The organism is Sphingosinicella microcystinivorans (genome assembly GCF_027941835.1).
In the GTDB taxonomy this organism is placed as follows: domain Bacteria; phylum Pseudomonadota; class Alphaproteobacteria; order Sphingomonadales; family Sphingomonadaceae; genus Sphingosinicella.
Map to the genome: position 1 here is coordinate 3,826,573 of NZ_CP116005.1, position 25,929 is coordinate 3,852,501.

Sequence of the window (25,929 nt, forward strand, 5' to 3'; positions counted from 1 at the left end):
CGCAGGGCAGTACATCATTGTCGCGGCAAATCGAGAAACACATCGTGAGGTCCTCGCAGCACGCGCTGCCGAGGCACTTGGCAAAATGACCGTAAAGACGTGCCTTGACAGCACCGTCGTCCTGACCGACAGTCTCCCTGTCAAGTTGTCGGACTGCGGACGGCATCTCTTCATCGGGCACCGCTTTGCGCCGTTCGAAGATCTCGCGCCTGCCACCTTCGAAACGTCAGCCACGGCCGCGTATCGGGACGCGTGGGGCGGCTTTCTGGACCTATCTTCGGACGCCTCTGGCGTAGAGATCATGCGCGACCCTTCCGGAATGCTGCCATGCTATGTCGCACGCTCCGAGGGGAGCACTGTCTTCGCATCGGACGCCGCGCTCATATCCCAGCTCCTGCCCCAGCATATCAGCTGGCCGCGCCTCGCCGCATTCCTTGCGACCGACGGCATGCGCAGCAGAGCGACCTGTCTTGCAGATGTTGAAGAGCTGCTGCCCGGAATGCGCGAACGGCTCGAAGACGGTGCGCGCACCACGCTCTGGTCGCCATGGATGTTTGTCCAGCATTCGCGGTCCATGCATCCGGAGTTTGCTGCCCGGGCGCTGCGCACGGTCATCGACCAGACGGTCGGGGCGTGGGCAGAGCGTTTCTCGCGCATTCTGCTCGGCGTCTCCGGAGGCCTCGACTCCTCGATTGTTGCCGCAGCGCTTGCGCAAACCGACTGCCGCCCCACGCTCATCACGATCGCAACGCATGAACCCGACGGCGACGAGCGCGCCTACGCCCGCGCGCTTGCCGATTTTCTCGATCTACCGCTCATCGAGGACTTCGAAGCCCCCGACCATGTCGATCTCTCGGTCTCTGCCTCGGCCCACCTGCCTCGACCCGTCGCGCGGGCGTTCAGCCAGTCGTCCGATGCCATCCAGTATGCACATGCCGAGGCGCTCGAAATCGACGCGTTCATGAACGGTGGCGGCGGTGACAGCGTCTTCTGCGCGCTTCGCTCGGCTTCACCTCTTGCCGACCGGATTCTTGCTGTTCCCCGCCCGAGAGAACTCGCCCACACGGTGAGGGATATCTGCCAGGTCACCGGCAGCCCCGTCGCGCCCGTTATGGTTCGGGGTATTCGCAATGCACTTCGCGCGCCGCGCGCCTTCAAGGGTCGGGGAATCCCTTCCTCACCCCCGCCTGCCTGTCCGCCGCAGGCGTGCTGCCCCTGCATCCATGGCTGAGCCCGCCGCCCTGCACGCCGCCCGGAAAGGCGGCGCACGTGGCGTGGATCCTTGGTATTCTCAATCACCTCGACCCGGTCGGCCGGGCGATGGTCCGGCCCTCGATTTCGCCATTGATGGCACAGCCCGTCGTCGAACTGTGCCTCGCCATTCCAACCTGGATGTGGGTCAGCGGAGGACGCGACCGCGCCGTCGCGCGGCGCGCCTTCGAAGGTCGCCTGCCCCCTACCATTCTCGGGCGACGATCGAAGGGCACGCCTGCAAGCTTTGTCATGCACCTCTTCGAAAGCCGGCGCTCGGAGATCGGGGAAATGCTCTGCGATGGCCTGCTTGCCGGTCACGGCCTTGTCGACCGTGACCGGGTCCATGCCTATCTCTCCGACCCCCGCCCCGTGTCCGATGCGCGCTACATGCAGATCATGGGCCTCGTTGACGCGGAGAGCTGGGCCCGAAGCTGGACACGCTAGTGAGGTCTTGCAGCGTCCTTCTTGTCGCGCAGCGCGCGCCAATGCACGTACTGCGCGGTATCCCCGTCCGGGGCCTCTTCGCCCAGAAGCCAGAACGCAAGCCATTCGACCGAACGCCGCAAACGCCAGGCAACGTGCGACGGATATTTCTGGAGCATGTGTCCGGCACGCGGGTAGACGTACATGTCAACGGTCCCTCCGCTGCGGTCGAGCGCTGAAAACAGCGGGAGCGCCATCAACCACTCGTCCTCGGGCGGCTGCATGAGAACCGCGGCCTTTATCCGTGCAACATTGAGCGATGGTGAAACCGATGCCCAGATGCCATCGGGATCATCCTCGGGTGCCGGCAGGCCCGTTCCATGGAACGAAAGTGCGCGCGGCGAATCCGCATGCGGCGCGGAAATCGTGAAAACAGCGGGATCGGTCGTGATGCCGGTTCCCATCACCGCCGCGCTGAACAAATCGCTATGCGTTATGACATGCGCGGCAATGATCGCGCCAAAACTGTGCCCCGTGATGGCGACCCGCGCCGGGTCGATGGTTCCCTCCGCGGCCAGCTGCGAGATGATAGCCTTGTAAGCCGCGAGCGCCGCATCGTGAAGCGCGAGCGGAACCGGCTTGCCGTCCGGCCCGCGCGCATCACCACCCTCATCGCTGGCACTGACGCACAGTGCCGCCATGCCGCGGCGTGCAAGGATCTGCTCGGGAGCAAGTGGCACGGCACCGCCGCGAAGATACCCTCGGCATATCGTCGTCGTGATGACTAGCGGCACGTGCCCCGTCCGGACCGGCGGCAGGACGAGATAGCCGGACGATTCACGGCCGCGCGTATCAGTCCAGGTGAGAAACCGCGCTTCGATATGCGGCTTTTCTGCAAGCCCCACATTGGGGTTGGCAAGCTGCGTCACCGCGCCCGACGCAAGGTCGATGCGCACGAGGCGCGGCGGCCGCGTCGTCCCCGCCTCGACGCAGACGAGAAACCGCGCAGTCGCCGGGCACGGGAAGCGCTTATAACTACCGCCACCATCAAGCAAGCTGCCCGGCGCCGCGATGGTTCGCAGCGTATTCGACCGCGGCGTCCAGCCGTAGAGTGTCGTTTTGCTCCCAATGTCTCTTCGCGCGATCACGACTTCGCCGCCCGCGCCGAACGTCGCAAAGAAGAGGGACTCAGGCCGTCCTTCGCAGACCGCATGTGTGCACACGTAACGCTTGCCGCCGCGGCCACGCGCAACGATCCGGTTTCGTTGAAAATGATCGATCCAGAGCGGGTCCGGAGCGTCTACCGCTTTAAGCACGATGTCGAGCCCGCCCGAACCGTGCACAGGGCCGCGAAGGCCCATGGACGGACTGAGCGCAGTTGCTCTTACCGCAGGTCCTCGGTCACCGGCGATCACCGCGGCCTTGTCCTGGAGCGGCCCGGCATAGGCCTCGACGGCACCGATTGCGCCCAAACGCCGGATCGAAGGCTCGCGCGTACCGGTCTGCGCGCTGCGCGTCATCGACAGACCTTCGCTGAAGACGCTGGTGCCGAAGTGAACACCCTCTCGCGCTTCCTTTGCCTGCCGGGCATCGATGTCGGCGCGCGCCGCCCGAACCTGGTAACGAATGAGCGGTCCGTCGAGGGTGAAGGATTCCACGTTCGCGGCATCGGCAACGGCCGGGATGCTCGCGCCCCCAGGGGCGAGGCGATGAATTTCGATTGCGGGTCCGGCAAGACGCCGCACGTAGATTGCGCTGCTGTCCGCATTCCACTGGCTGACCTCGAGTTCGAGGACATCGTGAAGCGGCATCATAATCGGCTCGGCCGCATCACCGAGCGCCTCCGGTGTACCCCCGTCAATCGGAACGCGGTACCACTGCTCGACAACGCGATTTTCCGCGACCGATGGCGTAACGACCCGGTACGCCGCAAAACGGCCATCGGGCGAGATGGACAAGCCGTCGATCGTCCGGATTTCGGCAATGTCGGCATAGTTGATCTCGGCATGATCGCTCGGCGTCGCTGCGCGCGCGGCGCAGCCCGAAATGACAAGAACGGCGAGACAGGCGGCCATGGGCGGCGTGCAGCCTGGGAAACGATGATATTGCATGAAAATCTCCGCGTGACTGCGACGGGAGCACGCCCCCGCCGCAGCAGATGGACGTTCACCAGCTCTTGCTGATGCCGAAACTCACGACGCGCCCGAGCGCCGAATAGTTCGTCGAGTCGTACGGCGCGTCGAGAATGAGCACCGGCGGGAACGTGTCGGGCTTTGCGTTGAACGCATTCATCGCCGACAGGCTGAACTCGAGGCCGCCGAGCAGCCCTCCGCCCGCAGGCCGGTAAAGCAGGCTGAGATCGAGCGTCGTCATCCCGTGCAGCCGCTCCGCGGGCACGATGCGCGTCTGGTCGACGCCGGCGATGTGGTTGACAAAGGCCGACAGGTCGAACGCGCCCGCCGCGAGGCTTGCCCCGCCGCGCGCCCGGAATTTCGGCGGATTGAAGACCGTCCCGGCGAGCCGCATCTCCGGCTGTGTTTGGCTGATTTTCTGGCGACTTCTCATCCAGGTCGCCGACCCGCTGAGCACGAGCACCGTGTCCGCGCCGAGGTCGAAGCGCTGACGTGCCGCGACGTCGACGCCGCGCACCTTCTGCCACGCGGCATTGACGTTGGCGTTCCAGATCACTGCCACGACATTGGCCGGGTCGTAGTCCGCGCCGGCGCGGTTGATGAACTCGCGGTCGGCGAACGCCGCGGCGATATCGGCTGCCGACGGATTCTCCACGATGAACTCGGCGAAGACCGGATCCGAAAGCGCACGCGCATATTGCGTGATCGGCGTCACGATGCGCTCGTCATAGTCGATCCCGAACCCGCTGATCTCGATCGACGTGCCGGGCAAGGCCTCGGGATGAAGCGCCGCGCTCACCGACCATGTCGAGGCGCGTTCGGGCTTCAATCCCGGATTGCCGCCGAACACGCTGAGCACCGTCGCCGATGCGGGAAGACCCGTGCCGCCCGCCGTCGATGCCGGCCGCAGATCGACGATCTGGCCGCTGTACTGCTGCCAGAGCGTCGGCGCCTTGAACGACCGTCCCCAGGAGGCCTTGAGATCGAGGTCCGGCGTGGGCGCGTAGACAATCCCGAACCGCGGCGTCGCAACCGAGTCGATGCCCGGATATTTTTCGTAGCGGACGGCGGCGTTCAGCGTCAGACGGTGGACGAGGCCAAGCCCCTGCTCCGGCGCGACCAGCGGCAGGCTGAATTCGCCGAACGCGTAATAGGCGTCCTGCGACACGTCGACATCCTGCGCCGGCCCGACCGTGCGATACGCATGAAAGTCGTTGACCCGGTACCCGGCGCCGAGCGCGAGGCGCGCGTCGCCCGCAGGCAGACGGAACAGCGGCCCGTCGGCATTGACCTCCGCCGACCACGCCGTGTTGCAGTAGCAGGCCCGCAGCGTCGGCGTTGCAACGCCCGCCGCGATCATGTCCGTGCCGTAATGCGTCCGGTCGAACCCGTAGGTCGCCGCCGCGGCAAGCGACCAGCGGCCCGCACCAACCGTGAGCGATGGCGCGATCGTCAGACTTTCGACATGTCCGGGTACCGTGTAGCGCGGCACAGCCGGGCTTTCGGACACCGCATAGGTCCGCCGGTCGCGCCGCCAGTTGTAAAGCGCATCGAGGCCAAGCGTGATATCGGAACCGAGCGCCTGGTGACCGCTCGCGACGAGGCTGTGATGCTCAAGCTCGGGATAGAGCGTGAGGCCGTCATTGGTTTCCGCAGTGTACGACCGCTGCCGCCAGAGCACCGCCGACTGATGGCCATAATCATAGGTGGCGATGACGCCGCCCGTGGTCCAGCGCGTTCCTGCGACGAGACCATATTGCTGCTGCGCATTGCCGCCGTCGGTCGATGCGCCGAAGCGCGCCGACGTCGTCACGCCATCATAGTCGCGCTTCAGGATGACGTTGGCGACGCCGGCGACGGCATCCGAACCGTAAAGCGCCGAGGCGCCGTCCGCGACGATCTCGAGCCGCTCGACCGCCGCAACGGGAATCGCCGAAATATCGATCGCCTGGCGATTGCCGCCGAACGACAGCCTGCGGCCGTTGAGCAGCGTCAGCGTTGCGTCCTGGCCAAGCCCGCGCAGGTTGAGCGCGGTTCCAGAACCGATATTCTCGCCGCTCGATTGCGGGACGAGAAAGCCCAGCCCCGGAGTCTGCCCGCCCCCGAAATTCTGCGGGAGCGCCGCGGCAACGTCGGTGAGCGTGGTGTGGCCGGCCGCGCGCATGTCCGCACCCGAAATAGAAATCAGCGGCGAGGCGATCGCGGCGCCGCGGATACGCGTTCCCGTGACGACGATCTCGCCGTCTTCCCGCACGACGATGGTGCCGTTCTCGATCGTCGCGGTGAGACCTGTCCCTGCCAGCAGTTGGTCGAGCACGTCCGCAAGCGTGCGGCGTCCATTGATCGCCGGCGCGCGCCGGCCCGCGACGGCATCGGCAGGAAACATCACCTCCAGGCCCGCAGCGCTGGCGATCTCTGTCAGTGCCGTCCCGAGCGGCTGCGCCGCCACCGCGAATTCGATCGGTTCCGCCGCCATCACGGGCGCGGCCAACACCCACGCCGCGGCAATGCCCAGCACCAGGGCTTTTCGTCCTGTCGTCATAACTCCCCCTCCCTGCGCGCCGCGTGGTTGCGGCGTTCAGGAGAGTTCGACGTGGGGAGCGCCCCCTACACGGGGCGCGGTGACGAAATATTTCTTGCGTGGTTCAACCGCGGCGTCAGGCGCGTGCCAGCCGGATGACGCCGCGGTTCGCCTCGACACGAAGCCCGAACATCCGCGCCAGGCGCGGCGCGAGCAGATGGGGATCGTTCACCCGAAAGCGCCCCGAGACCTTGAGGTCGGCGAGATCGGACCCGGCAAGAACGAGCGTCTCGGGCCCGTAGCGGTTGGCGGCGCCGATCACCTCGGCAAGCCGCGCCGCCTCGAACACGGCAATGCCGGCGGGCCATTCGGCGTCACGCGAGGCCGTGCGCTCCCGAACAAGACTGCCGCGGGCCTTGCGAATAGCCTCGCCAGGCGCAAGCGGATGCAAGGCTCCGGCGTCGGCGACCTCGACGCGGCCCTCGAGGAGCGCGACCGCGGTGCCGCCCGCCTCGCGCGTCACATCGAACACCGTGCCGTGCGCCACGATCGTGCTCGATCCCGCCCTCACTACGAACCGGCGCGCGTCAGGCGCGACCACGAAGCGTGCGCGGCCATGCATCAGCGTCACGCGGCGTTCGGCGCCGATCTGGAGCGCAAGGCGGGTTTCCGTATCGAGCGTCGCCGTGCTGCCATCGGCGAGCGCCACCGCGCGGATCTCGCCGCGGTGCGTCGCGACGATACCGTCCTGTCTGCCGCGCCCGGCAAGCGCCAGCCACCCGCCGGCGCCAAGCAGGCCCACTGCCGCCGCCCCGGCCACGACGTTTCGCGCGAATGCCCGCCGCGGCAGCTCGACGAAGCCGCCTTCGTCACGCAGCAGTTTGCCAAGCCCGAACACCTCGCTTGCACGATTATAGGCGGCGCGGTGTTCCGGCGCGGCGAACCACGCCTCGAATTCCGCGCGCCACCGCTCCGCCTCCGGTCCGCGCATGCGCGCGAACCAGCGCGCCGCCTCGCGCCGCAGCGCATCTCCTGTCCCCCGAGACGGATCCGTCATGGCCTGTCCAGCGACTCCCCGATTCGCACCAGTGCTTCCGCGATATGCCATTCGACGGTGCGAATGCCGATACCGAGCCGCTCGGCGATCTGGCGGTAGGTGAGTTCCTCGACCCGGTGCAGCAGGAACACCTCCCGCGTGCGCGGCGGGAGCGCGTCGACCGCCGCGCGATACTGTCTGCGCACGTCTTCAACCTCGATGGCATGGGTTTGCTCAGGCGCGTATGCGAGCGCGGCGCTGTCCGGCTGGAGCGGCACCGTCTCGCCGTGCGCCGCGGCGCGGCGCGCGCAGTCGACGAGGAGATTGCGCGCGATACGCTGCAGGTAGGCTGCGGGGCGTTCGGGTCCCGGCCGCTCTGTCGCCGCCGTCAGCAGGCGGACGAAGGCGTCATGCACAAGGTCCTGCGGCTCTTCGGCAATGCGGCGGCGACGGAAAAAACGCGCAAGCCGCGTGGCCTCGCGCCGGTAGAGCGCGTCCGTATCCGGCGCGCATCGCGGCGCCTCGTCATTCTCCATGGAAACCCGCGCCGGCAGGCACGCGGCAGTGCCCGCAGGCCCTGCGTCGGGGTCAGTGGAACGCGAGCCATCAGAAGCCCGCGCATGCTCCGGCCGTCAGGCCGAAACCTCATGATGCCGTGCAGGTCATCCTGCAACGCGGCCGGCCTGCGTTCGCCGCGTCAACGCGAATCCTAGACCCAATGCGCCGCCGGCGGCAAGCCCGTCAGCGCAGCTCTTGCCGGACTGGTCCCTGCTGCTGATCCATGAACGCCCGGATGGCTTCCTCCTGCTCGGGTCTGAGCGCATCGCACGCGCCGGGCGGCTGCGACCCCGCGCGCCCGAGCAGGAACGATGGGCAGCGCCCCTCCCACGTGCCGAGATTGGGACGGTGCGCGCGGTAACCCGCAAGCGAGGCGATTTCCCCCGAAAACGTGCGTGCCACCGCCGGCGGATAGGCGAGCCAGGGCAACTCGTAGGGCTTCAGCCAGCCGAGGCTGTAGCTGACGATCATGCCGCGACGGGGTGTAGCCGACCGGTTCGCGCCGCCGCCGTGGAGCGTCGATCCGAGGAAGAGCAAGGCCGCGCCGGGCCTCATCTCGGCCGCGACCGGCGCTTCGGACGGATCCGGCGCGCGGCGGTGGCTCCCGGGCCAGACCAGCGTCGCCCCGTTCTCTTCCGTGTACGGCAAGAACGGCCACATGACGTTGACAAGATATTCGACGCCGGGCGTGCGCAGCGGCCACATCTCCTCGTCGCGGTGCGGCGGCTGCATCGGCGCGCCCGGCATCAGTTCGATCGCCTGTGTCAGGTTGAGCTGGATCGCGTCACATTCGGTCAGCACCGCGCGGGCGATCGCGAGGATGAGCGGATGGCCGACGAATACAGCCGCATGCGGCGTACGCGCGAGCAGCCCGTGGAAACGACGTGTAGCGTTTCCGTAGAACAGCCCCTCGGACAGCGGCGTCCGTTCGAACACGGGATCCAGGTCAGCCGAAAGCGCCGCGACCGCGTTTTCCGCGACGAGCTCCTGGATGATGCAGTAGCCATCGCGCAGCAACGCATCGCGCCAGCGGCAAGCCGCCTCGTCGATTTCGCTGTCCACGCTGTCCGCCACGCAACTTGCCTCCCGAATGGGCGCAAGCATCGCCGCGCGGTAAGCAAATGTGCGACCCGCTGATCAGGGGGTTGCAGCGAAATTGGCAGACACCTGACAGCTCACTTGCCTGTCGGCGCTAGGATTAGGATTTATCCAATCCACCTCCTTGATCTGCTCTATTAGCTCGGCGCGCACGTACAGCGACGATGTGATGGCAGCATCTTGGGCGCATCAGCTCGTCGAGTTCGCACACGCGTCATCTTCAAGCCGTTACCAGTCCCTCAGAACATGAAAGATACCGATCGCCTAAAATAGGAATAGGCGGCTGCGTGCCCGAGGAGCCATTCCTTTTTTGAAGTTGCCCTGCCTCACCGCGCCCAATCGGCGTTGAGAGGCTTCAAGCGGCCGCGTTGAGCTCATTCAGCCGCGTCAGGCAGCTCTTCCACGAGGCCGCGCAGCAACTCGACGCGGCTGCCGATCCAGTCCAGCTCTTCGGCCGTGATGCGGTAGTGGCGTGAGTAGCGCGCCTTCACATAGACTGCGCGCAGCAGCTCGTAGCAGCGCCGTTCGAACTTGGTTGAGCTGGGCCACACCTCGCGAAGCCGGGGCTCGAGCGCCTCAGTTTGCGACCGCAGCCGATTCAGGTTGTGCGTCTTAGGCGAGTACAAGGTGCGAACCAGAAGGAGCGTGTGGTAGTAACGCTCGGTGGCTTGGTGGATGAGGAAGGCGGCTTCCTTGTTCCATCCCTTGGCCGCGTTATCCCGAGCATTCGACAAAATCGGTCAGCACTCTCGAACCACTCGTCATAGTAATCCTGCGTCTCCTTGAGCGCTTGGTCGGGGGCAGCTTGCGCGGCGCCTCGAACGGGTGACCAGGCTCCTCGAACAGCACGATGCCGTCCCAGACGATATTGGTGAAAAAGTATCGCCCAAGCTTCAGCTTGTCATTCACGTCGTCGAGGCTGGGCCTACCGCCATCTGCCGCTCGCCGCCGTCGCGTTTCCACAAAAGGACGCCGTATTTCCGTTTTCCGTCGCACTCTGGACCGGTAAAGCGGTTTCTATGAACCAGCCGCAAGGTTACGCTGCGCGTCTCGCCGTGCTTCAGGTGAAGACCAACGACGAGCTCAAGACCTGGCTGACACGTGATCGGCGCGGACCTTCACCGACGATGCGGACCGGGCGACGGGCAGCGTGCTCTTCATGCTCCCTAAGGCCGCCGACCTCATCCAGTTCCTGCGCGCCGAGGACAGCGGCGGCGCGCCGTTCGAGTTCCGTGACTTCATGAGCGGACTCGATGCGCGAAAGGTCCCGCGCTCATGGATATTCGTGCCGCGCAAGACAGACTATTTTGAAGCGTCGAAGCCGCTGCTCGCCTGTTGGCTCGAATGCGCGGCGAGCACCGTGCTGGGGCTCGCCCCCTCACCCGAGCGACGCATCTGGCTCGTGCTCGACGAGTTCACCAACCTTCCCCGCGTAGACAACCTCACGCGGCTCCTCCCGAAGGCCGCAAGTTCGGAGCCGCCGTCGTGCTCATCTTCCAGGCGCTCGGCCAGATGCGGCATCGCTATGGGCCGCAGCTCGCCGGGTCGATGCTCGGCTGCGGGAGACGCCAGGGCGACGTTCAAAGAGCCATTGCTTTGTACATCCACCACCCGGCGACCATCCCGACTTACCTAATTTCCGATTCGGAACTTGAGGCGGGCACCGTAGGTGATCGGCGGAGCGACGTAGGTCTCGTAACCAAACACGCTGGTAACGATCTGCTCGTAATATTTCTTGTTGAGCAGGTTATCAATGTAGAAGCCGATTTCGTACTTTCCGGAGTTCGGACCCACACCGCCCGAAAGATTTACCAGTGTGAGTGCACGCTGCCTGTCGTTTCGCGACGGCCCGCCCGCCCCGGCGATAAAATCATAGCCCGTCGTATAGCGGATAGTGGGCGTCAGCCGCGCATTCCAGTCTGAATTGACCGGTATGTTAATGTCCGCACCGCCGTTCAACGTCAGCTTCGGCGCGCGAGGCAGACGATAGCCTGACAGGTCCTCAATCCCCGAAACATAGCCGACCGGAATACCCGCACCGTCACGGGCAATCAAATAAGCCTGTGCATTCGGATGGCTGCGATACTCAGCCCGCAGATAGGCGGCTCCGCCCGAAACTGTCAGCCAGTCATTCACCCGATGACTCAGGTCGAATTCGACGCCCTTCCCTCGTGCACTGGCCGCGTTCTCGATCACCTGTCCACCCCTCGCCACATTTATGACGGAGACTTGAACGTCCTTGTGATTGTACAGGAAGGCAGAGATGTTCATCCGGGTCCGACGGTCTGGGCTGACAAACTTGGCGCCGATTTCATAGCTGTCGATATTCTCCGGCTCGATCGCTTCCTGGATCGCAAAGGCTGGGGTATTGAAGCCTCCCGCCTTGAAGCCCTTCGTATAGCTCGCATAGAAATTGATGTCGCCAGTATCATAGGCAAGGACAAAGCGTGGCGTGAACTTGGTGTAGCGGACGCTTTGCGTAAATGTCGGCGAACCGGTAGGATTGAAAAAGAGCTGCGCGATAGGGGACTCTTCGGTGGTTAGCGAACGTCGATCGGTGGAGTAACGTCCGCCCACCGTCACCGTCACGCGATCGATCGGCTTGAGATAGATTTCCGCAAAGGCAGCAAAGGTTTCGGTCTGCAGTCGACCATTGCTGTAGATTTGCTGCTCCTCAGGGATATCTTTCGGGATTCCGATAACATCGCCGAAGATTGCCATGCGCGAAAAAGCGCGGTCGCTGATGTACTGGCCACCTGCCAAGAAATTGATAGGCCCATCGAAAGAGCTGGAAATTTGGAAGTCCTGCTCGAAGGTTCCACCTCCAAAATAGGGGCGGACGCCCTGTAACGACAAAGACGAGTGATCCACGTCGGACGCGCTAAAGGTGTAGACGTGGCGGTAGGTGGTCGTGCTCATCGCCGCGATGTTTCCAGCCTCATAATCGAGGTTCAGATAGGTGTACCAAGAGTGGCGTGGGCTATCGACGTCGAGATCCTCGTTGACTTGATAAAATCCCGGCGCGTTGGGAACCCCGAACAGGCATGAGACGCAGAAAGGCGCCTCTGCCACCTGTCGTCCTGCGGCCGGTGAATCAATTGCAATATCCTGATATTCGGCACCAAGGACAGCCCGGAATTCCGGTGACGGCTCCCATTTCACCTTACCGCGAACAAGGTAGCTTTCGAAGCCGCGAATTTTCTTGCCGGTGGCGATGTTGGTGACGAAGCCATCTTGTTGGGAATAGGCTCCGGCAAAGCGGAACGCCAGCGTTTCTCCCACAGGAAGGTTAACCGACGCCTCACCACGCACACGGTTGAAGCGGCCATATTCCAGTGACCCTTTTGCATCGAACTCGCTCGTAGGATCGGCCGTCGTGATCAGGATAGCGCCGCCGGTCGCGTTACGGCCATAGAGCGTACCTTGTGGTCCTTTGAGGACTTGAATGGAGTCTATATCAACCAGGTCGAACAGTGTCCCGACGCTCCGGGGCACATAGGATCCATCGACATAGAGTGCGACGGGGGCTTCGAGGCCGGGTGTCGGCGTGGCCACGCCCAGCCCACGAATATAAGCCTGTGGAAATGACGCGCCGGTATCGAAAATCAGCCCTGGTGTAACGGTCTGAATATTGTTTACGTTTCTAATATTCAGGTCTTCAACCGCCTTTCCGGCGATGACGGTGACCGAGATGGGAACCTGACGAAGCGTCTCCGACCTCCGCTGGGCGCTAACGACAATCGTATCGACATCCGCTTCTTCCACGGCGGCTTCGCCGGCCTGCGCATTCGCCATGGGCGGGTAGAGAGATGTGGCTCCCAAGACGCTAACCAAGTATGCCGAGTGAACCACGTGCTTCCTTGCACGATTCAACCAAAGACTCATCGTCCCCTCCCTCCAGATTTTAATTTTGTGCGAATGCAAGATCGCATCTGTCGTCGTTGCGCCGATGATGGACCGCTTACCTTGCGTCGCCAAGGCGCCGGAAAGCAGTCTCGACATAAATCACACCTGTGATGACCTTGCTGGTATCGGAATGGCACCAGCAAGGCCATCACGGGACAAGATATATGCCCAGGATATTATTCAATTCTCCGATTTATGGGCATTAGCGCCGTCTCGAAATTCAGCGCTTGGCAATAGCTCGATATTCAGCGATCTTCAGCTTGCCGAGTTGTGACATATGAGCTTCGTCCGGTCCATCCGCCATCCGCAGGTAGCGAGCGGTCAGCCAAATGTTTGCGATCGGCGTGTCCTGTGTGAAGCCCATCGCACCATGGGCCTGCATAGCGCGATCCGCGACATTCTGTACCATCGTCGGCGCAACAATTTTGATCGCCCCAATCAGATCACGAGCCACCTTGTTGCCATGGCGATCCATTGCATCGGCAGCCTTGAGAGTCAGCAGCCTTGCTTGCTCGATCTCGCAATAGGATTTCGCAATATCCTGCCGGATGCTCGATTTCTCGGCGAGCTTTCGGCCAAAGACCACTCGCTCTTCCACCCGCCATGCCATCCATTCGATGGCGCGCTGAGCCATGCCGATCAATCGCATGCAATGATGAATACGCCCTGGGCCGAGACGACCTTGAGCGATAGCGAACCCGCGACCGGGTCCAACGAGCATGTTGGATTTTGGCACGCGGACATTGGTGAACTGTATTTCGCAATGCCCGCCCGGCGAATGAAGTGAGTCGAACACTGTCAACGGCCGTATGATCTCGATGCCGGGTGTGTTCGCAGGGATGATGATCTGACTGTGCTGGTTGTGGCGAGACACATTTTCGTCAGGCGTGCGCCCCAGCAGAATGTAGAAGGCGCAGCGCGGATCCATGACCCCTGATATCCACCATTTTCGTCCATTTATGACATAGTCGTCACCGTCGGCAATGATCGTGGTCGCGATATTTGCCGCATCCGACGACGCAACCCCCGGTTCTGTCATCGCATACGCTGATCGCAGCTCGCCCGCGAGCAGAGGCTTCAGCCAGCGCTCCTGCTGCTCGGCAGTGCCGTATCGGGCCAATATCTCCATATTTCCGGTGTCAGGCGCCTGGCAATTGAAATACTCTGATGCCCCCGAAACCTGCCCCATCAGTTCCGCGAGCGGCGCGTATTCCAGATTGGACAACCCGGGACTCCAGGGCGCATATTCACGCGGCAGGAACAGATTCCACAGCCCGGCGTCGCGCGCATTTGCCTTGATCGTTTCGATGCCTGGCCAGGGTCGCCATAGATTGGCCGGATCATGAGTGAACCGATCGCGCTCCCGTTCGATCGGAAAGACATGGGCATCCATAAACTGGATTATATCGTTCCGGAGCGACTGAACCTTGGGACTGTATTCGAAATTCACCGTCAATCCTCTCAAGATTAGAGCGTAAGGCCGCCGTCGACGACTATCGTCTGACCGCACACATAGGATGCGAGCGGCGAGGCGAGGAAGAGCACCACGCCAGCCATTTCCTCGACTTGGCCAAAGCGCCCCAACGGAATCCTAGCAAGTGCCTTTTCACGCCTGTTGGCATGCGCCATCGTTACACTGGTCAGCTTGGTGTCCACCAGGCTGGGCGCAATTCCGTTAACGCGGATACCGTCACCTGCCCACGCTTGCCCCAGCGTCTTGACCAGGCTGGCTGCAGCCGCCTTCGACGCGGCGTAGGCGGGATTGCCCTTCGTCGCCCGGATCGCTCCCACCGAGCTTACCACGATCATCGCCCCCTTGCCGGCCGCAAGTTGTGCGTGGAAGCGCATGGAGATATGCATGATGCTGTCGATATTCACCGCCATCACCCGATCCCATCCCTCGGGTTCGAACTCCGCGCGCTTGTAGAGCACTATACCCTGGGAGTGGACGAGCACATCGAGACGGTCGAACGGCAGTGGCGCCCCGGCGATCGCTTCCGCACGCGATACATCCACCTGGGTGTAGCCGAGCCCATCGAGATCAGAGCCAGCCTCCTTGGCATAATCATCAGCCGTCGGGCGTGTACCCCATATATGCACGTCTGCGCCGCGTCGGCGAAAGGACTGAGCGATGCCGTTGCCGATCCCGCTCGACCCACCGACGACGAGTACTTTTCGTCCGTTGAAATCAAGCTCGCTCATGTCGCATACTATCCTTTCCCGGCGCCCCCGGCATACCGTTCCGAAGCCAGCGTTCCGCACGGGCGAACAGCAAGACCGCCCGATTATGCAACTTCTCACCTATTTCCATCGGCGCTTTTCCCGCCCGGGACCGCGCATGGGTTCCTTCCAGCAATATGCCGAGCTTGTAGCAGCCGAAAATCGCGTACCATTCGACATCGCCGAGCGTGCGACCTCCGCAAGTTTTGTAATGAGCGATGAGTTCCGCTGCCGACGGAAAGCCGATCCAGGGCTGGATGCTCGTTGTTCGCTCCTCTCCAGCATCCGGCCATGTGGCCAGCAGCCAGCCGAAATCAATCAACGGGTCTCCAATCGTGGCGAGTTCCCAATCGATGATCGCCGCAAGCTCCGGGCCGTCATGTTTGAACATGACGTTCGCCATGTGGAAATCGCCATGCATTATGCCGGAAGAAATTCCTGCCGGGCAATGATGCTCAAGCCAGCGGCCGACCGCATCCACGTCACCGAGCGCTGCCGCGCCGGGCCAGCCGGGAAGGTCATAATAACTCTGCAATTGCGATCGCCAGCGGCTGACCTGTCGCTGAAGATAGTTGTCGGGTTTGCCGAAGCCCTCAAGTCCGAGCGACCGATAATCCTGCGCACCCAGTGTCACCAGCGCCTCTACTGCGGCAAGACCCATACGGTGTTGAATCTCCGCACATCCGGCATGGAGTGGCGGCAAGCCCGATACCGGATTAAACCCGTCGATCGGCGCCATCAGGTAGAAGCATGCGCCCAGCACGCTTTCATCTTCACAAGCGGCAATAAGCGTCGGGTGGGGGACCGGCGTCGCAGCCAGCGCGTCCAACAGCCGCGCCTCACGGCGCATCGTCTCGTTGTTATTCGGCCGGGGATGGAGCGGTGGGCGGCGCAGGACATAGTCACGGTCAGCACGCGAGAAAAGAACAACGATATTCTGGCTGCCACCCGTGAGCGGGCGCATGGCCTCGACAGGACCCTCGCCCAATCCCCGCGCGTCCATCCAGGCAGTGAGCGCATCAATATCTACTCCGGCATCCACCGCATTACCTCCGCTGCCCCCCTCTCCACCTCCAACTCCAGTGCAGGAAAATGCGTCTGGAGAGAACCATGCCTGTCTGTAAGTGGATTGGTGAGGAAGGAAATCCATCGCCAGTAGACATCACGGACGTGATCGGCGTTTACCATCTCCGTTTCAGCGCCCGATCATTTGGGCGGCATGCGGATGGCTCCGTCTAGCCTGATATCCTCGCCGTTCAGATAGGCGTTCCGCAAAATCTCCAGCGCGAGCGAGGCATATTCGAGTGGGGCGCCAAAGCGCTTGGGAAAGGGAACAGACGACGCCAGCGCGTGTTTCAGCTTTTCGGGCGCCGCCGCCATAAGCGGCGTATCGAAAATGCCCGGCAGGACCGTGTTGACTCTGATACCTTCATTCATCAGGTCGCGCGCTATCGGCAGAGTCATGCCCACGATGGCCGCCTTCGACGCCGAATACCCAGCCTGCCCCACTTGCCCGTCGGTAGCGGCGATACTGGCCGTATTGATGATCACTCCCCGCTCTCCATTAGCCAAAGGCGCAAGCGTCATCATCCCTGCCGCCGATCTGGCGATGCAGCGAAACGTACCCATCACATTGACACCGATGATACGGCTAAAAAGCTCCATTGGATAAAGTTTGATCTCGCCGCTTTCGCGGTCGCGCGAAACGGTCTTAACCGATTTCCCGATGCCAGCACAGTTGATGAGGATACGCTCCTGACCATGCGCCTCGCGAGAGGCAGCGAAGCCTGCATCGACGGAGAGGTCGCTAGTAACGTCGACCAGGCAATAGATGCCCCCGATTTCGTCTACCAAAGCTCTACCGGACTGCTCGTCGATGTCGAACACTGCCACTCGAACCCCAGCCTCACTAAGCGCACGTGCAGTACCGGCGCCGAGACCGCTTGCGCCCCCCGTGACGACGGCGGAAAGGCCTGCCAATTCCATCTTTTGGTTCCCTCGCTTTTGCGCTCCGATCCGGTGGAGCACGCGCTTACTCTTTGCGGGTGGCTAACTATTGGCAAGGCTCGCTCCCCCACGATCACATTCATGATCGTTCGAAGTGCCGTGTTTCAACCGTCCGCGACTGATGTAGCATTGTGGCGCACGGATATCCGAGATTGGGGAGCATGGGACATTTTGACAACGGGACAAGGCCGATTAGGGTCGATTGGCAAGAGAGCGTCTCACCGCGGCAGACTGTTCACATGCCAATACGGCACTGGCGGGCAATTCGCGTCGAGGGAGGAACCGACGAGATCCTTCGGAACATCATTGGCGAGCGGGTGCTCGGCCTGCCGCGGGATGTCCGCGTCGACCAGGACATACCCTTCCGCAACATACCGATCAGGGGCTCCCGCTGAGTACCGACCAAAGATAGTGAACAGGATTATCATATGAACTTTGAGTTGACCACCGACCAGCAAGGCCTTCGAGAGGCCGCGAGCCGCTTTGCCCACGAACAGTTGCCGGAACTCGCGCGCGAGCTGGAGGAGACGGCAAGGGCAGCACCCAGCGATTGGGTAAAGCGCTATGCCGAACTCGGCTTCCTCGGCATCAACATTGACGCGCGCTATGGCGGGCTAGGCCTTGGACCGCTCGAAGCTCTGCTTGTGATCGAGGAATTTGCGAAGATATCCGGCGCGGTGGCTTTCCCCGTCTTCGAGTCCTGTACGGGGCCCGTCAAGGCTATCGAGAAATATGGTTCCGAGGCTCTGAAACAACGCGTCATTCCGCGCGTCTGCTCTGGTGACATGATCATCGCGATCTCCATGTCCGAAGCAGATGCCGGGACCGCTCTAACCGACCTAAAGACGCGTGGCCGCATCGACGGCGACACCGTGATCTTGAACGGCGCCAAGCGCTGGTGCTCGGGTGGAGGACATGCGGACGGGTATCTGATCTACTGTCGCCTCAGCGATGCGCCCGCGGCCAAGGGCATCGGTGCGGTGTATGTCGACAAGGACACGCCCGGATTGACGTTTGGTACGCAAGAGCGGTTGATGGGTTTCCGCGGCGTTCCGTCAAGCGATATCTACCTCGATAATGTTACCGTACCGGTGAATCAGCTCGTCGTACCCGCCGGCGGCTTCGCCAAGCTGATGGAAGCCTTCGATCTGGAGCGTTGCGGCAATGCGACAATGTCGCTGGCGCAGGCTGTCGCCGCTCTGGAGGACGTCACCGCCTATGTGCAGGAGCGTCATCAGTTCGGCCGCGCTCTGGTCGAGTTTCAGGCCGTGCAGCTCCGGCTCGCCGAAATGAAGATGAAGGTGGAAGCCGCCCGGCTGCTGATCTACCGTGCTGCCGCCAATGCCGGCGCGGGCCATCCGAGCATTTTGGACTCGTCGCTGGCCAAATGCTTCGCTAACGAAACCTCGCGTGACGTCACCGGCTCCGCGCTGCAGCTTATGGGCGGCTACGGCTATTCCAAGGAGAACCTGATGGAACGACGGTTCCGCGATGCCTGGGGTTGGGGGATCGCCGGGGGTGCCATCGACATCCAGAAGGTCAATATCGCTGCGGCAATGATAGGCCGCCGCTTCGATCAGCGCCGGGCCTGACGAAAGGCATATTCTTCCTGCTGCATTGGGCAACTGGGCCGTGCGTTCGGGGCACCTAGCACCTGTCCCATAGCGCCCTCCCCCCAAGCCTTGGATCAGCGATACGCCCTCAAGTGCAGACCAAAAGTCTGACCGCGCGCGGCTCAGCGCGGATTGGCGGGATAGCTGGTGTAGCCCTCGGCCCCTTGCGAAAACCATGTCGCCGGGTCGCTTGGCACCAGTTCAGCTCCCTTTGCGAACCGGAATGGCAGATCCGGGTTGCTGATGAAAGGCCGGCCGAAGCTGACAGCATCTGCGACGCCCGATGCGATCTCCGCGGCAGCCTCCGCCATCGTGCGATCCGAGTTCGTGATGAGCGGACCCTTGAAGACCGTTCTTATCAATGATGATTGTCTGGGCACCTCTGTCTTGCCGAAGGTTCCCGAAGCATCGGGTTCCCGCAATTCCAAGAAAGCGATCCCCAGCTTGTCGAGGGCGGCTGCCGCCGCTGTGAACAAGATCTCCGGTTTGCTGTCATCCACGCCTTGCGCATCGCCATTGGGAGAGAGGCGAACCGCAACGCGCAATGCGCCGACCTCGTCGCACAATGCCTTGGCGATCTCCAGCATCAGTCGAATACGATTGTCTACGCTGCCGCCGTACATGTCATCGCGGAGATTGCTACTGTCCCGCAGGAACTGATCAATCAGATAACCATTGGCGGCGTGTAGCTGCACGCCGTCGAAACCAGCATTGATCGCGTTGCCCGCTGCTCGGACATAGTCATCCACAATTCGGGGAATCTCATTGAGATCCAGCGCACGCGCGCGTTCATATGGGGCGGTCCCCGCATAGGTGTAGGCATGGCCCGGAGCAGTGGTCGCCGAGCATGACACTGGGGCCTCGCCAGCAAGGAAGCTGGGATGAACAAGCCGCCCCATATGCCAGAGCTGCGCCATGATACGGCCGTTCGCGGCGTGCACGGCAGCGGTGATCCGCTTCCAGCCCTCAACCTGCTCGGCGTTCCATATCCCGGGAGCGTTCGGCCAACCAAGCCCCTGCTGAGAGATGCCGATCGATTCCGTGATGATCAGTCCCGCGCCCGCACGTTGTTTATAGTAAAGCCGCATGAGATCATTGGGCACCGCGGTCTGGTCAGAGCGGCCCCGGGTCATCGGCGCCATCAATATCCGGTTCGGCGCCTCTATTGCGCCAAGAGTGATGGGATCGAATAAAGTGGCCATCGGCTGCCTAGGTACCGCCCAAAAAGATGATCACGATATTCAGAAGAGTCTGTTCTGATCCGTGTTACTGGCACTATCGATAGATTTGCTTTGATACGTCAATATGTCGACCAAGCTGATCATGGATGTGATTTAAGCCCGACAAGGATGACAGCCAGTGGAACGGCCCATTAAGCTGCGGCTTTCGCCACGATACGGATGCGGCCGAGGGCTTGCGGGTTAGGAGAGGGGATGACGATGAGGATCGGCCGCCTGTTGGTATTGTCACTCGCTGTCAGCGCGGCCGGCTGGGCCACTCCGCTGCCTACCCGCGACAAGTTGGAAGCGGAGTCAGAAATATCTAGCTGGCCGGGATATAACGGCTCCTATGCGGGCCAACGCCATGTTGATCTAAACCAGATCAATCCGGACAACGTTGCTTCACTGGCGGAGGTGTGCCGCGTGCGCGTCGGAGGCGTGGGTGTGTTCCATGCTGGTCCCGTCCTCGTCGATGGCCGGCTGTTTGTCACGACGATAAGAGAGACGATCGCGCTCGATCCTACCGACTGTTCGGTATTGTGGAAATCTGTGTACGTACCCGACGAAAAGGAAACCTGGAACACGAACCGAGGGGTTGCAGTGTGGAACGGGCGCCTGTTTCGCGGCACGGGCGATGCGCGCCTCGTCGCCTACGACGCCGCAACCGGGCGCGAGCTCTGGCGCACGGCAATGGCCGACCCTACGTCGGGTGCATGGGTAGCGGCGGCGCCTATCGCATGGAACGGGATCGTCTTCACAAGTCTGGCGGGCAGCGAATGGGGTATCCGTGGAAAGATGTTCGCCGTCGATGCGATGACCGGCAAGCAGCTCTGGTCGTTCAACCTTATCCCCCAGGCAGGTGAGCCGGGTGTGGAAACGTGGAAAGGCACTTCCTATGAAACCGGCGGCGGCGGTAGCTGGTCTTCCTATGCGCTAGACCCCGATGCATCGGAAGTGTTTGTGCCAGTCGCCAACCCCGCGCCTGACTTTGATGCGGAACGCCGCAAGGGTGACAATCTCTACACCGGCTCGATTGTCGCTCTCGATGCGCGTACCGGAAAATACAAATGGCACTATCAGGGTATTCCGAATGACGCCTATGATTATGGCTTCACAACACCGCCGATGCTCTACACGAGCCGAAACGGACGGTCTCTAGTCGCGGTCGGATCGAAGAATGGCTATCTGTACGTCATTGATCGAGCCACGCACAAGCTAGCCTTCAAGCAGGCTGTGACGACGATCCGCAACCGCGGTGCCCGCCTGTCTGAAAAGCCGGTGGAGATCTGTCCCGGCGCACTGGGCGGGATGCAGTGGAACGGACCCGCTCTCGATCCAACAGCAAATCTCATGATCACCGGATCGGTGGACTATTGCTCTACGATTGCGCTCACCCGCCAACCTTATAAGAGGGGCGAGTTCTTTCTTTCGGGCGATCTGAAATTCATCGGCACGCCGATTGGCCATATTACCGCGATGGACGCCAGCGGCGGGCGCGTCCGCTGGCAGCTGAATACGAAATCGCCGATCGTCTCCGGCATCATCACGACCGCCTCCGGCCTGACCTTCGCCGGCGATTTGACGGGCACACTGTATATCCTGCAGACTGCGACCGGCCGTGTATTGCGAACAATCGAGACCGGTGGGGCGATGGCTGGAGGGATCATCAGCTATAGCGCGGCCGGCAAGCAATATGTTGCGGTCACGTCAGGCAACGTCTCGCGCTCGTCGCTGGGCACCACAGGGTTGCCGACGGTCATTGTCTATGCGTTGGGCGATGGTTTCACAACGACCCTGGGTGCGGCGCCGATGCCTGCAGCAGCAGCGCAGACCCAGCCATCCCCGTCGATAGCTCCACTCTTCGCCCAGACGTGCGCGCAATGTCATGGCGCGGCCGGCGAAGGGGGCATCGGTCCGGCCTTGAGGAACATTGCCCCGCCCAAGACTGTGGAAGAGATCGCGCAGATAATCCGAACACCGCCCCCTGGCATGCCGCACTTGTATCCGGACACGCTGACAGCGAGTGACGTAGATGATCTCGCTGTCTTCGTATCAAAACTGAAGTAGGACGTACCGGGCAATTCGTCTTCACGACGTTGACGCCCCAATACATCGAGACACAACCAAAGCCGCCCCTCACCAAATCAGGGTCATCCTATGCATCCCGCAAGCCACGTTACCACCACGCCCGACCGGCCCGCACTGATCATGGCTGGCACTGGAGAGACAACTACCTATCTGGAGCTGGAACATCGTTCCAACCAAGGCGCCCATCTATTTCGTTCGCTTGGACTCAAGGTTGGGGACGTTGTCGCCATCCTGATGGAAAATGGCCCCCGCTTTCTAGAAGTTGCGTGGGCAGCCCAACGCGCTGGCCTCTATTTCACATGCATCCCCACCAAGCTTACCGCACCGGAGGTCGAATATATTCTCAACGATTGCGGTGCGCAGGCATTGATCGTTTCTCCCGACATCGAGAGTGCAGATGAACTGGGCGCCCGGATGGACCGACTGTCTCTTTTCATGTCCGCAGAAGCGCGCGATCCATTTCACAGTTACGAAGGCGAGCGGGCGCATTTCCCCGTTACACCCATCAGCGACCAGGCCGCTGGATCGGACATGCTGTATACTTCGGGCACCAGTGGGCGCCCCAAGGGGGTCAAGCTGCCTATCAGTGGCAGCGCGTTCGACAGCGAAATACGGATGGAAGTGGTCTGCCGCGAGTTGTTCGGCTTCGAACCCGGCTGCATCTACCTGTGTCCGGCACCGTTGTATCACTCTGCACCGCTCCGCTTCTCGATGACCGTCCAGCGCCTCGGCGGCACAGTCGTGTTGATGGAAAAATTCGACCCTGAAGCCGTACTCACGCTGATCGAGAAATATGGTGTGACCTGCGCCCAGTTCGTACCCACTCATTTCATAAGGATGCTCAGGCTGCCCGATGCAGTGCGCAAGAGATTTGACCCTTCCTTGCTCAAATCCGTCATTCACGCGTCGGCACCATGCCCTGTGCCCGTGAAGGAGGCGATGATCGCGTGGTGGGGGCCGGTTATTCATGAGTTCTACTCCGGAACCGAGCCGGTCGGCATGTGCCACATCACGTCGCAGGAATGGCTGACGCATAAGGGATCAGTCGGCAGGGCGGTGGTTGGAATCCTTCACATCTGTGATGATGAGGGAGAGCCGCTGCCGGCCCGTACGGAGGGGTCGGTCTATTTCGAAGGCGGAACCTGGGTCGCCTATCACAATGACGAAGCCAAGACGGCTGAAGTTCATAATCAACACGGCTGGTCCACTCTAGGCGACGTCGGCTGGATGGACGAGGAAGGCTATCTCTATCTCACAGACCGCAAGAGTTTCATGATCATTTCGGGTGGGGTTAACATCTACCCGCAAGAGGTTGAAAATCTACTGATCGGCCATCCCAAGATCGCCGATGTCGCAGTCGTCGGCGCACCGCATGAGGAAATGGGGGAGCAGGTCGTGGCGGTGGTCCAGCCCATGCCTGGGTTTACCCCAGGTCCCGAACTGGGACAGGAGATTATCGAATTCTCCAGAGCGCATCTGAGCCATGTGAAAGTCCCTCGCCGGGTGGACTTCATGGACGAACTGCCACGGCACGCGACAGGCAAGCTCTACAAGCGCCTGATACGGGACGCTTATTGGGGAAAAGCCGAAGCGAAGATCGTATAGGCGGGCCCCTAATCGCGGGGGTGCCCACCGATCAGTGCCACGATCAGGGTCGCGGGCGTACTGCCCGGATTATGCCAATTATGGTTCGCACCGTTCTGAATGAAACTATCGCCTGCGTGCAGCTCGATCATCTCACCACTATCCAGTTCAAGGATCAGCGTGCCCGAGACCACCATTCCAAGGTCGACGGTGTCGGTCCGGTGCATACCGGGCGCGTCACCAGCGGCTGCGCTGGAGATGCCGGCATCCTCCAATAGCTTCTGCATCCCTTCATCGATTTCCACCGGCCCAGAATCGTCCGGGGATAGTGATTGGGCGGGCAGAAGCGACATCAGCATGAACCGGTAGCCGTTCGGCCCCGGATAGAGCGGCCCATAAACCGGCGGCGTTCCATCATTAGGAAAGCTAGGAATCTCATCGCTCCCCCACAACTGCGAATAGCGAAACCCACCACCCAGCGGCTTGAGCTCGATCTCGCTAATCCGGGTGTTCGTACGGCCAGTCGCGTCTTCGCCGATCACCACTTGCTTAGCCATCCGTTTTCTCCCAATCTGCCCGCCGGCACCATCCGCAATGCTACGATTATTGGGATAATATAGCTCTCGATGGCAAAGCGAGCACGGCGTATAAAAAAAACATCATATATATAATACCGGGCTGCCGCGCTTATCTCTTGTATCGATTGCTATACTATCGCCGCGATGGACCGGCGGCTGATGTAAGCGGAGGGATGAATGCAGGGTCTGAAGGACAAAATTGCGATTGTTGCGGGCGCTGCTTCGGGAATTGGGGCGGCATCAGCACACAAGCTCGCTGCTTGCGGGGCAAAGGTTATCGTCGCCGATATCAATGGCGAAGGCGCTCAAGCGACCTCAAGCGCAATCGCTGCGTATGGCGGATCAGCCCTCGCCTTCCGCTTTGACGTCACCGACGAGCAGTCGGTGACCGACCTTGTTACCTTTGCCCTTGACCATCATGGCCGCCTTGACGGCCTGCACTATAATGTTGCCGATGTCGCGCTCACCGCTCGTGACACCAATATCCTCGACATCGACCTCGCGCTCTGGGAGCGTATGCTGCGCGTGAACCTGACCGGTCTTTTCCTCACGATGCGGCAGTGCATACCGCATATGCTCAAACAAGGTGGAGGGGCTATCGTGAACACCAGTTCGGCAGCCGCCTTCTCCGGGGAAGGGAGCATCCCAGCCTATTCCTCATCGAAGGCCGGACTCAACGCGCTTACGCGACATGTCGCGAGTGCCTATGGCAGAGCAGGTATCCGCTGCAATGGCATCGCACCTGGCGCTATCCCGACCGAAGGCGCTCTCGCCGTCGTCGATCTCATGGGCGCGAATGGCAAGGAATGGTACGATCATATCCGCACGAACGTGGCTCATTCGCACCGCGACGGCAAACCCGAGGATATCGCCTCCATGGTCGCGTTTCTGCTTTCCGACGAAGGATCATGGATCAACGGCCAGTGCATCAGCATAGACGGTGGCTGGCTTTTCCGCTGAACTGCTAGACCGGGCGGACTGGTTTGACCACGGCTTGGCACGCAATATGGCCTCGATTTCTCGCCGAGCAGACGGCCTGCTGGCCCCGGCAACCATGGTCAGCACGCCGGTGATAATAATGGGCGCGAACTTGTCGTCTACTATCCTGCCCTGCGCCCAATCGAGGCCGACCGAGTAACGGTAGCGCACCAGATCCTCAACCAGGACTTCGGGGTCTATCCAGTAGTGCAGCCTGTTTTCCTGATGAAGCTTCTCGATCCAGGGTCGGTGCGAGTGTGCGGCGATTTCGAAAATCGCGTTTCGCACGCCTGTTTCAGCGTCAGCCGAGAAGTACATGCTGAGCAGCGCGCGTGTATAATCGCGCATGGTCAGATTGCGGCGGGCGACGATTCCCAAATGTTCGGCCATGCGCTCAGCTGACGCAGGTGCCGTCCGATATTTTATCTGGACCTCATAGTCCTCGAAATATTGCTGTATGGCGGCGGCGATCAACAGGTCACGGCCCTTGAAGATATTGTAGAGGGTTCGTTTCGCGACCTGCGCCTGTTCGGCGATCTCACTCATGCTCAGATCTGCGATACCCTTGGCGGTTATCAGCTTCCTGGCCGTTGAAAGAATCCGATGTCGCCGCTCGATGATCGTTGGGCTGGCATAGCCGCCACTCCGGGGGAATGCCTTCTCTTCGCCTTGGCCCTCAGCCTGCGGCTGCCCTTCGCCTTCAACCCTCACCG

The 25,929-nt window shown here is 61.8% G+C and carries 20 protein-coding genes and 1 pseudogene; 7 read left to right on the forward strand and 14 right to left on the reverse strand.

The genetic code is table 11. From position 1 onward, the window contains the following. The first annotated feature begins 85 nt into the window (after positions 1-85). Both PE061_RS18460 and PE061_RS18465 read left to right on the forward strand, forming a co-directional pair. Positions 86-1,231: an asparagine synthase-related protein gene (locus PE061_RS18460; protein ID WP_271256675.1), complete on the forward strand. Its 1,146-nt coding sequence runs from the start codon at positions 86-88 to the stop codon at positions 1,229-1,231. A gap of 38 nt (positions 1,232-1,269) precedes the next feature. Further along, positions 1,270-1,698: an asparagine synthase-related protein gene (locus PE061_RS18465; protein WP_271256676.1), complete on the forward strand. Its 429-nt coding sequence runs from the start codon at positions 1,270-1,272 to the stop codon at positions 1,696-1,698. Here the strand turns inward: PE061_RS18465 and PE061_RS18470 are convergent. The 6 genes from PE061_RS18470 to PE061_RS18495 all read right to left on the reverse strand — a co-directional run bounded on the left by PE061_RS18470 (position 1,695) and on the right by PE061_RS18495 (position 9,756). Beyond that, entirely contained in the window at positions 1,695-3,788 is a 2,094-nt protein-coding gene (locus tag PE061_RS18470; protein ID WP_271256677.1) for a prolyl oligopeptidase family serine peptidase, read from the reverse strand. The two genes, PE061_RS18465 and PE061_RS18470, sit on opposite strands and share 4 nt — an antisense overlap. 55 nt (positions 3,789-3,843) lie before the next feature. Further along, entirely contained in the window at positions 3,844-6,351 is a 2,508-nt protein-coding gene (locus tag PE061_RS18475) for a TonB-dependent receptor domain-containing protein (RefSeq protein WP_271256678.1), read from the reverse strand. A 115-nt stretch (positions 6,352-6,466) separates the two neighbouring features. Continuing rightward, the gene (locus tag PE061_RS18480; RefSeq protein WP_271256679.1) at positions 6,467-7,387 is read right to left on the reverse strand and encodes a FecR family protein; all 921 of its coding nucleotides are present in this window, start codon (positions 7,385-7,387) and stop codon (positions 6,467-6,469) included. Further along, entirely contained in the window at positions 7,384-7,902 is a 519-nt protein-coding gene (locus PE061_RS18485) for an RNA polymerase sigma factor (protein ID WP_271256680.1), read from the reverse strand. Before PE061_RS18485 ends, PE061_RS18480 begins: the two co-directional genes overlap by 4 nt. Before the next feature lie 205 nt (positions 7,903-8,107). Next, positions 8,108-8,998 (reverse strand): phytanoyl-CoA dioxygenase family protein, encoded by an 891-nt coding sequence (locus PE061_RS18490; protein WP_271256681.1) that lies wholly within the window; start codon positions 8,996-8,998, stop codon positions 8,108-8,110. 398 nt (positions 8,999-9,396) lie between these two features. Continuing rightward, a complete protein-coding gene (locus PE061_RS18495) occupies positions 9,397-9,756 on the reverse strand; it encodes a HEPN domain-containing protein (protein ID WP_271256682.1) in 360 nt (119 codons plus the stop codon). 425 nt (positions 9,757-10,181) lie between these two features. Here PE061_RS18495 and PE061_RS18500 point away from each other — a divergent pair. Next, positions 10,182-10,525 (forward strand): annotated as a pseudogene (locus PE061_RS18500) (type IV secretion system DNA-binding domain-containing protein); the annotation flags it as partial. Between the two features lie 129 nt (positions 10,526-10,654). Here PE061_RS18500 and PE061_RS18505 read toward each other — a convergent pair. From PE061_RS18505 to PE061_RS18525, 5 genes are all read right to left on the reverse strand, one after another. After that, on the reverse strand, positions 10,655-13,024 hold the full coding sequence (locus tag PE061_RS18505) for a TonB-dependent receptor (protein WP_271256683.1): 2,370 nt from the start codon (positions 13,022-13,024) through the stop codon (positions 10,655-10,657). Positions 13,025-13,148: 124 nt separating this feature from the next. Next, complete coding sequence (locus PE061_RS18510; protein WP_271256684.1) at positions 13,149-14,378, reverse strand: acyl-CoA dehydrogenase family protein; 1,230 nt, start codon at positions 14,376-14,378, stop codon at positions 13,149-13,151. A gap of 17 nt (positions 14,379-14,395) precedes the next feature. Next, on the reverse strand, positions 14,396-15,130 hold the full coding sequence (locus tag PE061_RS18515) for an SDR family NAD(P)-dependent oxidoreductase (RefSeq protein ID WP_271256685.1): 735 nt from the start codon (positions 15,128-15,130) through the stop codon (positions 14,396-14,398). Further along, on the reverse strand, positions 15,117-16,190 hold the full coding sequence (locus tag PE061_RS18520; RefSeq protein WP_271256686.1) for a phosphotransferase family protein: 1,074 nt from the start codon (positions 16,188-16,190) through the stop codon (positions 15,117-15,119). The genes PE061_RS18515 and PE061_RS18520 overlap by 14 nt, the downstream gene beginning before the upstream one ends. Positions 16,191-16,354: 164 nt before the next feature. Further along, positions 16,355-17,134: an SDR family NAD(P)-dependent oxidoreductase gene (locus PE061_RS18525; protein WP_271256687.1), complete on the reverse strand. Its 780-nt coding sequence runs from the start codon at positions 17,132-17,134 to the stop codon at positions 16,355-16,357. 449 nt (positions 17,135-17,583) lie between these two features. Between PE061_RS18525 and PE061_RS18530 the strand changes: the two genes are divergently transcribed. Beyond that, positions 17,584-18,747 (forward strand): acyl-CoA dehydrogenase family protein, encoded by a 1,164-nt coding sequence (locus PE061_RS18530; protein WP_271256688.1) that lies wholly within the window; start codon positions 17,584-17,586, stop codon positions 18,745-18,747. A 143-nt stretch (positions 18,748-18,890) separates the two neighbouring features. On the opposite strand, the gene PE061_RS18535 is transcribed toward PE061_RS18530, so the two are convergent. Beyond that, a complete protein-coding gene (locus tag PE061_RS18535; protein ID WP_271256689.1) occupies positions 18,891-19,970 on the reverse strand; it encodes an alkene reductase in 1,080 nt (359 codons plus the stop codon). A gap of 231 nt (positions 19,971-20,201) precedes the next feature. On the opposite strand from PE061_RS18535, the gene PE061_RS18540 reads away from it, so the two are divergent. Then, the gene (locus PE061_RS18540) at positions 20,202-22,055 is read left to right on the forward strand and encodes a PQQ-binding-like beta-propeller repeat protein (RefSeq protein ID WP_271256690.1); all 1,854 of its coding nucleotides are present in this window, start codon (positions 20,202-20,204) and stop codon (positions 22,053-22,055) included. Between the two features lie 90 nt (positions 22,056-22,145). After that, positions 22,146-23,681, forward strand: a complete 1,536-nt coding sequence (locus PE061_RS18545; RefSeq protein WP_271256691.1) for an acyl-CoA synthetase — start codon at positions 22,146-22,148, stop codon at positions 23,679-23,681. Positions 23,682-23,689: 8 nt separating this feature from the next. Here PE061_RS18545 and PE061_RS18550 read toward each other — a convergent pair whose 3' ends face one another. Continuing rightward, entirely contained in the window at positions 23,690-24,217 is a 528-nt protein-coding gene (locus PE061_RS18550) for a cupin domain-containing protein (protein ID WP_271256692.1), read from the reverse strand. Positions 24,218-24,415: 198 nt separating this feature from the next. Here PE061_RS18550 and PE061_RS18555 point away from each other — a divergent pair, with 198 nt between their 5' ends. After that, positions 24,416-25,198 carry an SDR family NAD(P)-dependent oxidoreductase gene (locus PE061_RS18555; RefSeq protein WP_271256693.1) on the forward strand — a complete coding sequence of 261 codons (783 nt, stop codon included), beginning with the start codon at positions 24,416-24,418 and terminating at the stop codon, positions 25,196-25,198. Here the strand turns inward: PE061_RS18555 and PE061_RS18560 are convergent. After that, a complete protein-coding gene (locus PE061_RS18560) occupies positions 25,145-25,927 on the reverse strand; it encodes a TetR/AcrR family transcriptional regulator (RefSeq protein WP_271256694.1) in 783 nt (260 codons plus the stop codon). The genes PE061_RS18555 and PE061_RS18560 overlap by 54 nt on opposite strands. Positions 25,928-25,929 lie beyond the last annotated feature (2 nt).

Bases quoted from the DNA above. Each gene is read 5' to 3' on its own strand.
- PE061_RS18460 (WP_271256675.1), top strand. From the start codon at position 86: ATGACCGTAAAGACGTGCCTTGACAGCACCGTCGTCCTGACCGACAGT.
- PE061_RS18470 (WP_271256677.1), bottom strand. From the start codon at position 3,788: ATGCAATATCATCGTTTCCCAGGCTGCACGCCGCCCATGGCCGCCTGT.
- PE061_RS18475 (WP_271256678.1), bottom strand. From the start codon at position 6,351: ATGACGACAGGACGAAAAGCCCTGGTGCTGGGCATTGCCGCGGCGTGG.
- PE061_RS18480 (WP_271256679.1), bottom strand. From the start codon at position 7,387: ATGACGGATCCGTCTCGGGGGACAGGAGATGCGCTGCGGCGCGAGGCG.
- PE061_RS18485 (WP_271256680.1), bottom strand. From the start codon at position 7,902: ATGGAGAATGACGAGGCGCCGCGATGCGCGCCGGATACGGACGCGCTC.
- PE061_RS18505 (WP_271256683.1), bottom strand. From the start codon at position 13,024: ATGTCGAGACTGCTTTCCGGCGCCTTGGCGACGCAAGGTAAGCGGTCC.
- PE061_RS18515 (WP_271256685.1), bottom strand. From the start codon at position 15,130: ATGAGCGAGCTTGATTTCAACGGACGAAAAGTACTCGTCGTCGGTGGG.
- PE061_RS18525 (WP_271256687.1), bottom strand. From the start codon at position 17,134: ATGGAATTGGCAGGCCTTTCCGCCGTCGTCACGGGGGGCGCAAGCGGT.
- PE061_RS18530 (WP_271256688.1), top strand. From the start codon at position 17,584: ATGAACTTTGAGTTGACCACCGACCAGCAAGGCCTTCGAGAGGCCGCG.
- PE061_RS18535 (WP_271256689.1), bottom strand. From the start codon at position 19,970: ATGGCCACTTTATTCGATCCCATCACTCTTGGCGCAATAGAGGCGCCG.
- PE061_RS18540 (WP_271256690.1), top strand. From the start codon at position 20,202: ATGACGATGAGGATCGGCCGCCTGTTGGTATTGTCACTCGCTGTCAGC.
- PE061_RS18545 (WP_271256691.1), top strand. From the start codon at position 22,146: ATGCATCCCGCAAGCCACGTTACCACCACGCCCGACCGGCCCGCACTG.
- PE061_RS18550 (WP_271256692.1), bottom strand. From the start codon at position 24,217: ATGGCTAAGCAAGTGGTGATCGGCGAAGACGCGACTGGCCGTACGAAC.
- PE061_RS18555 (WP_271256693.1), top strand. From the start codon at position 24,416: ATGCAGGGTCTGAAGGACAAAATTGCGATTGTTGCGGGCGCTGCTTCG.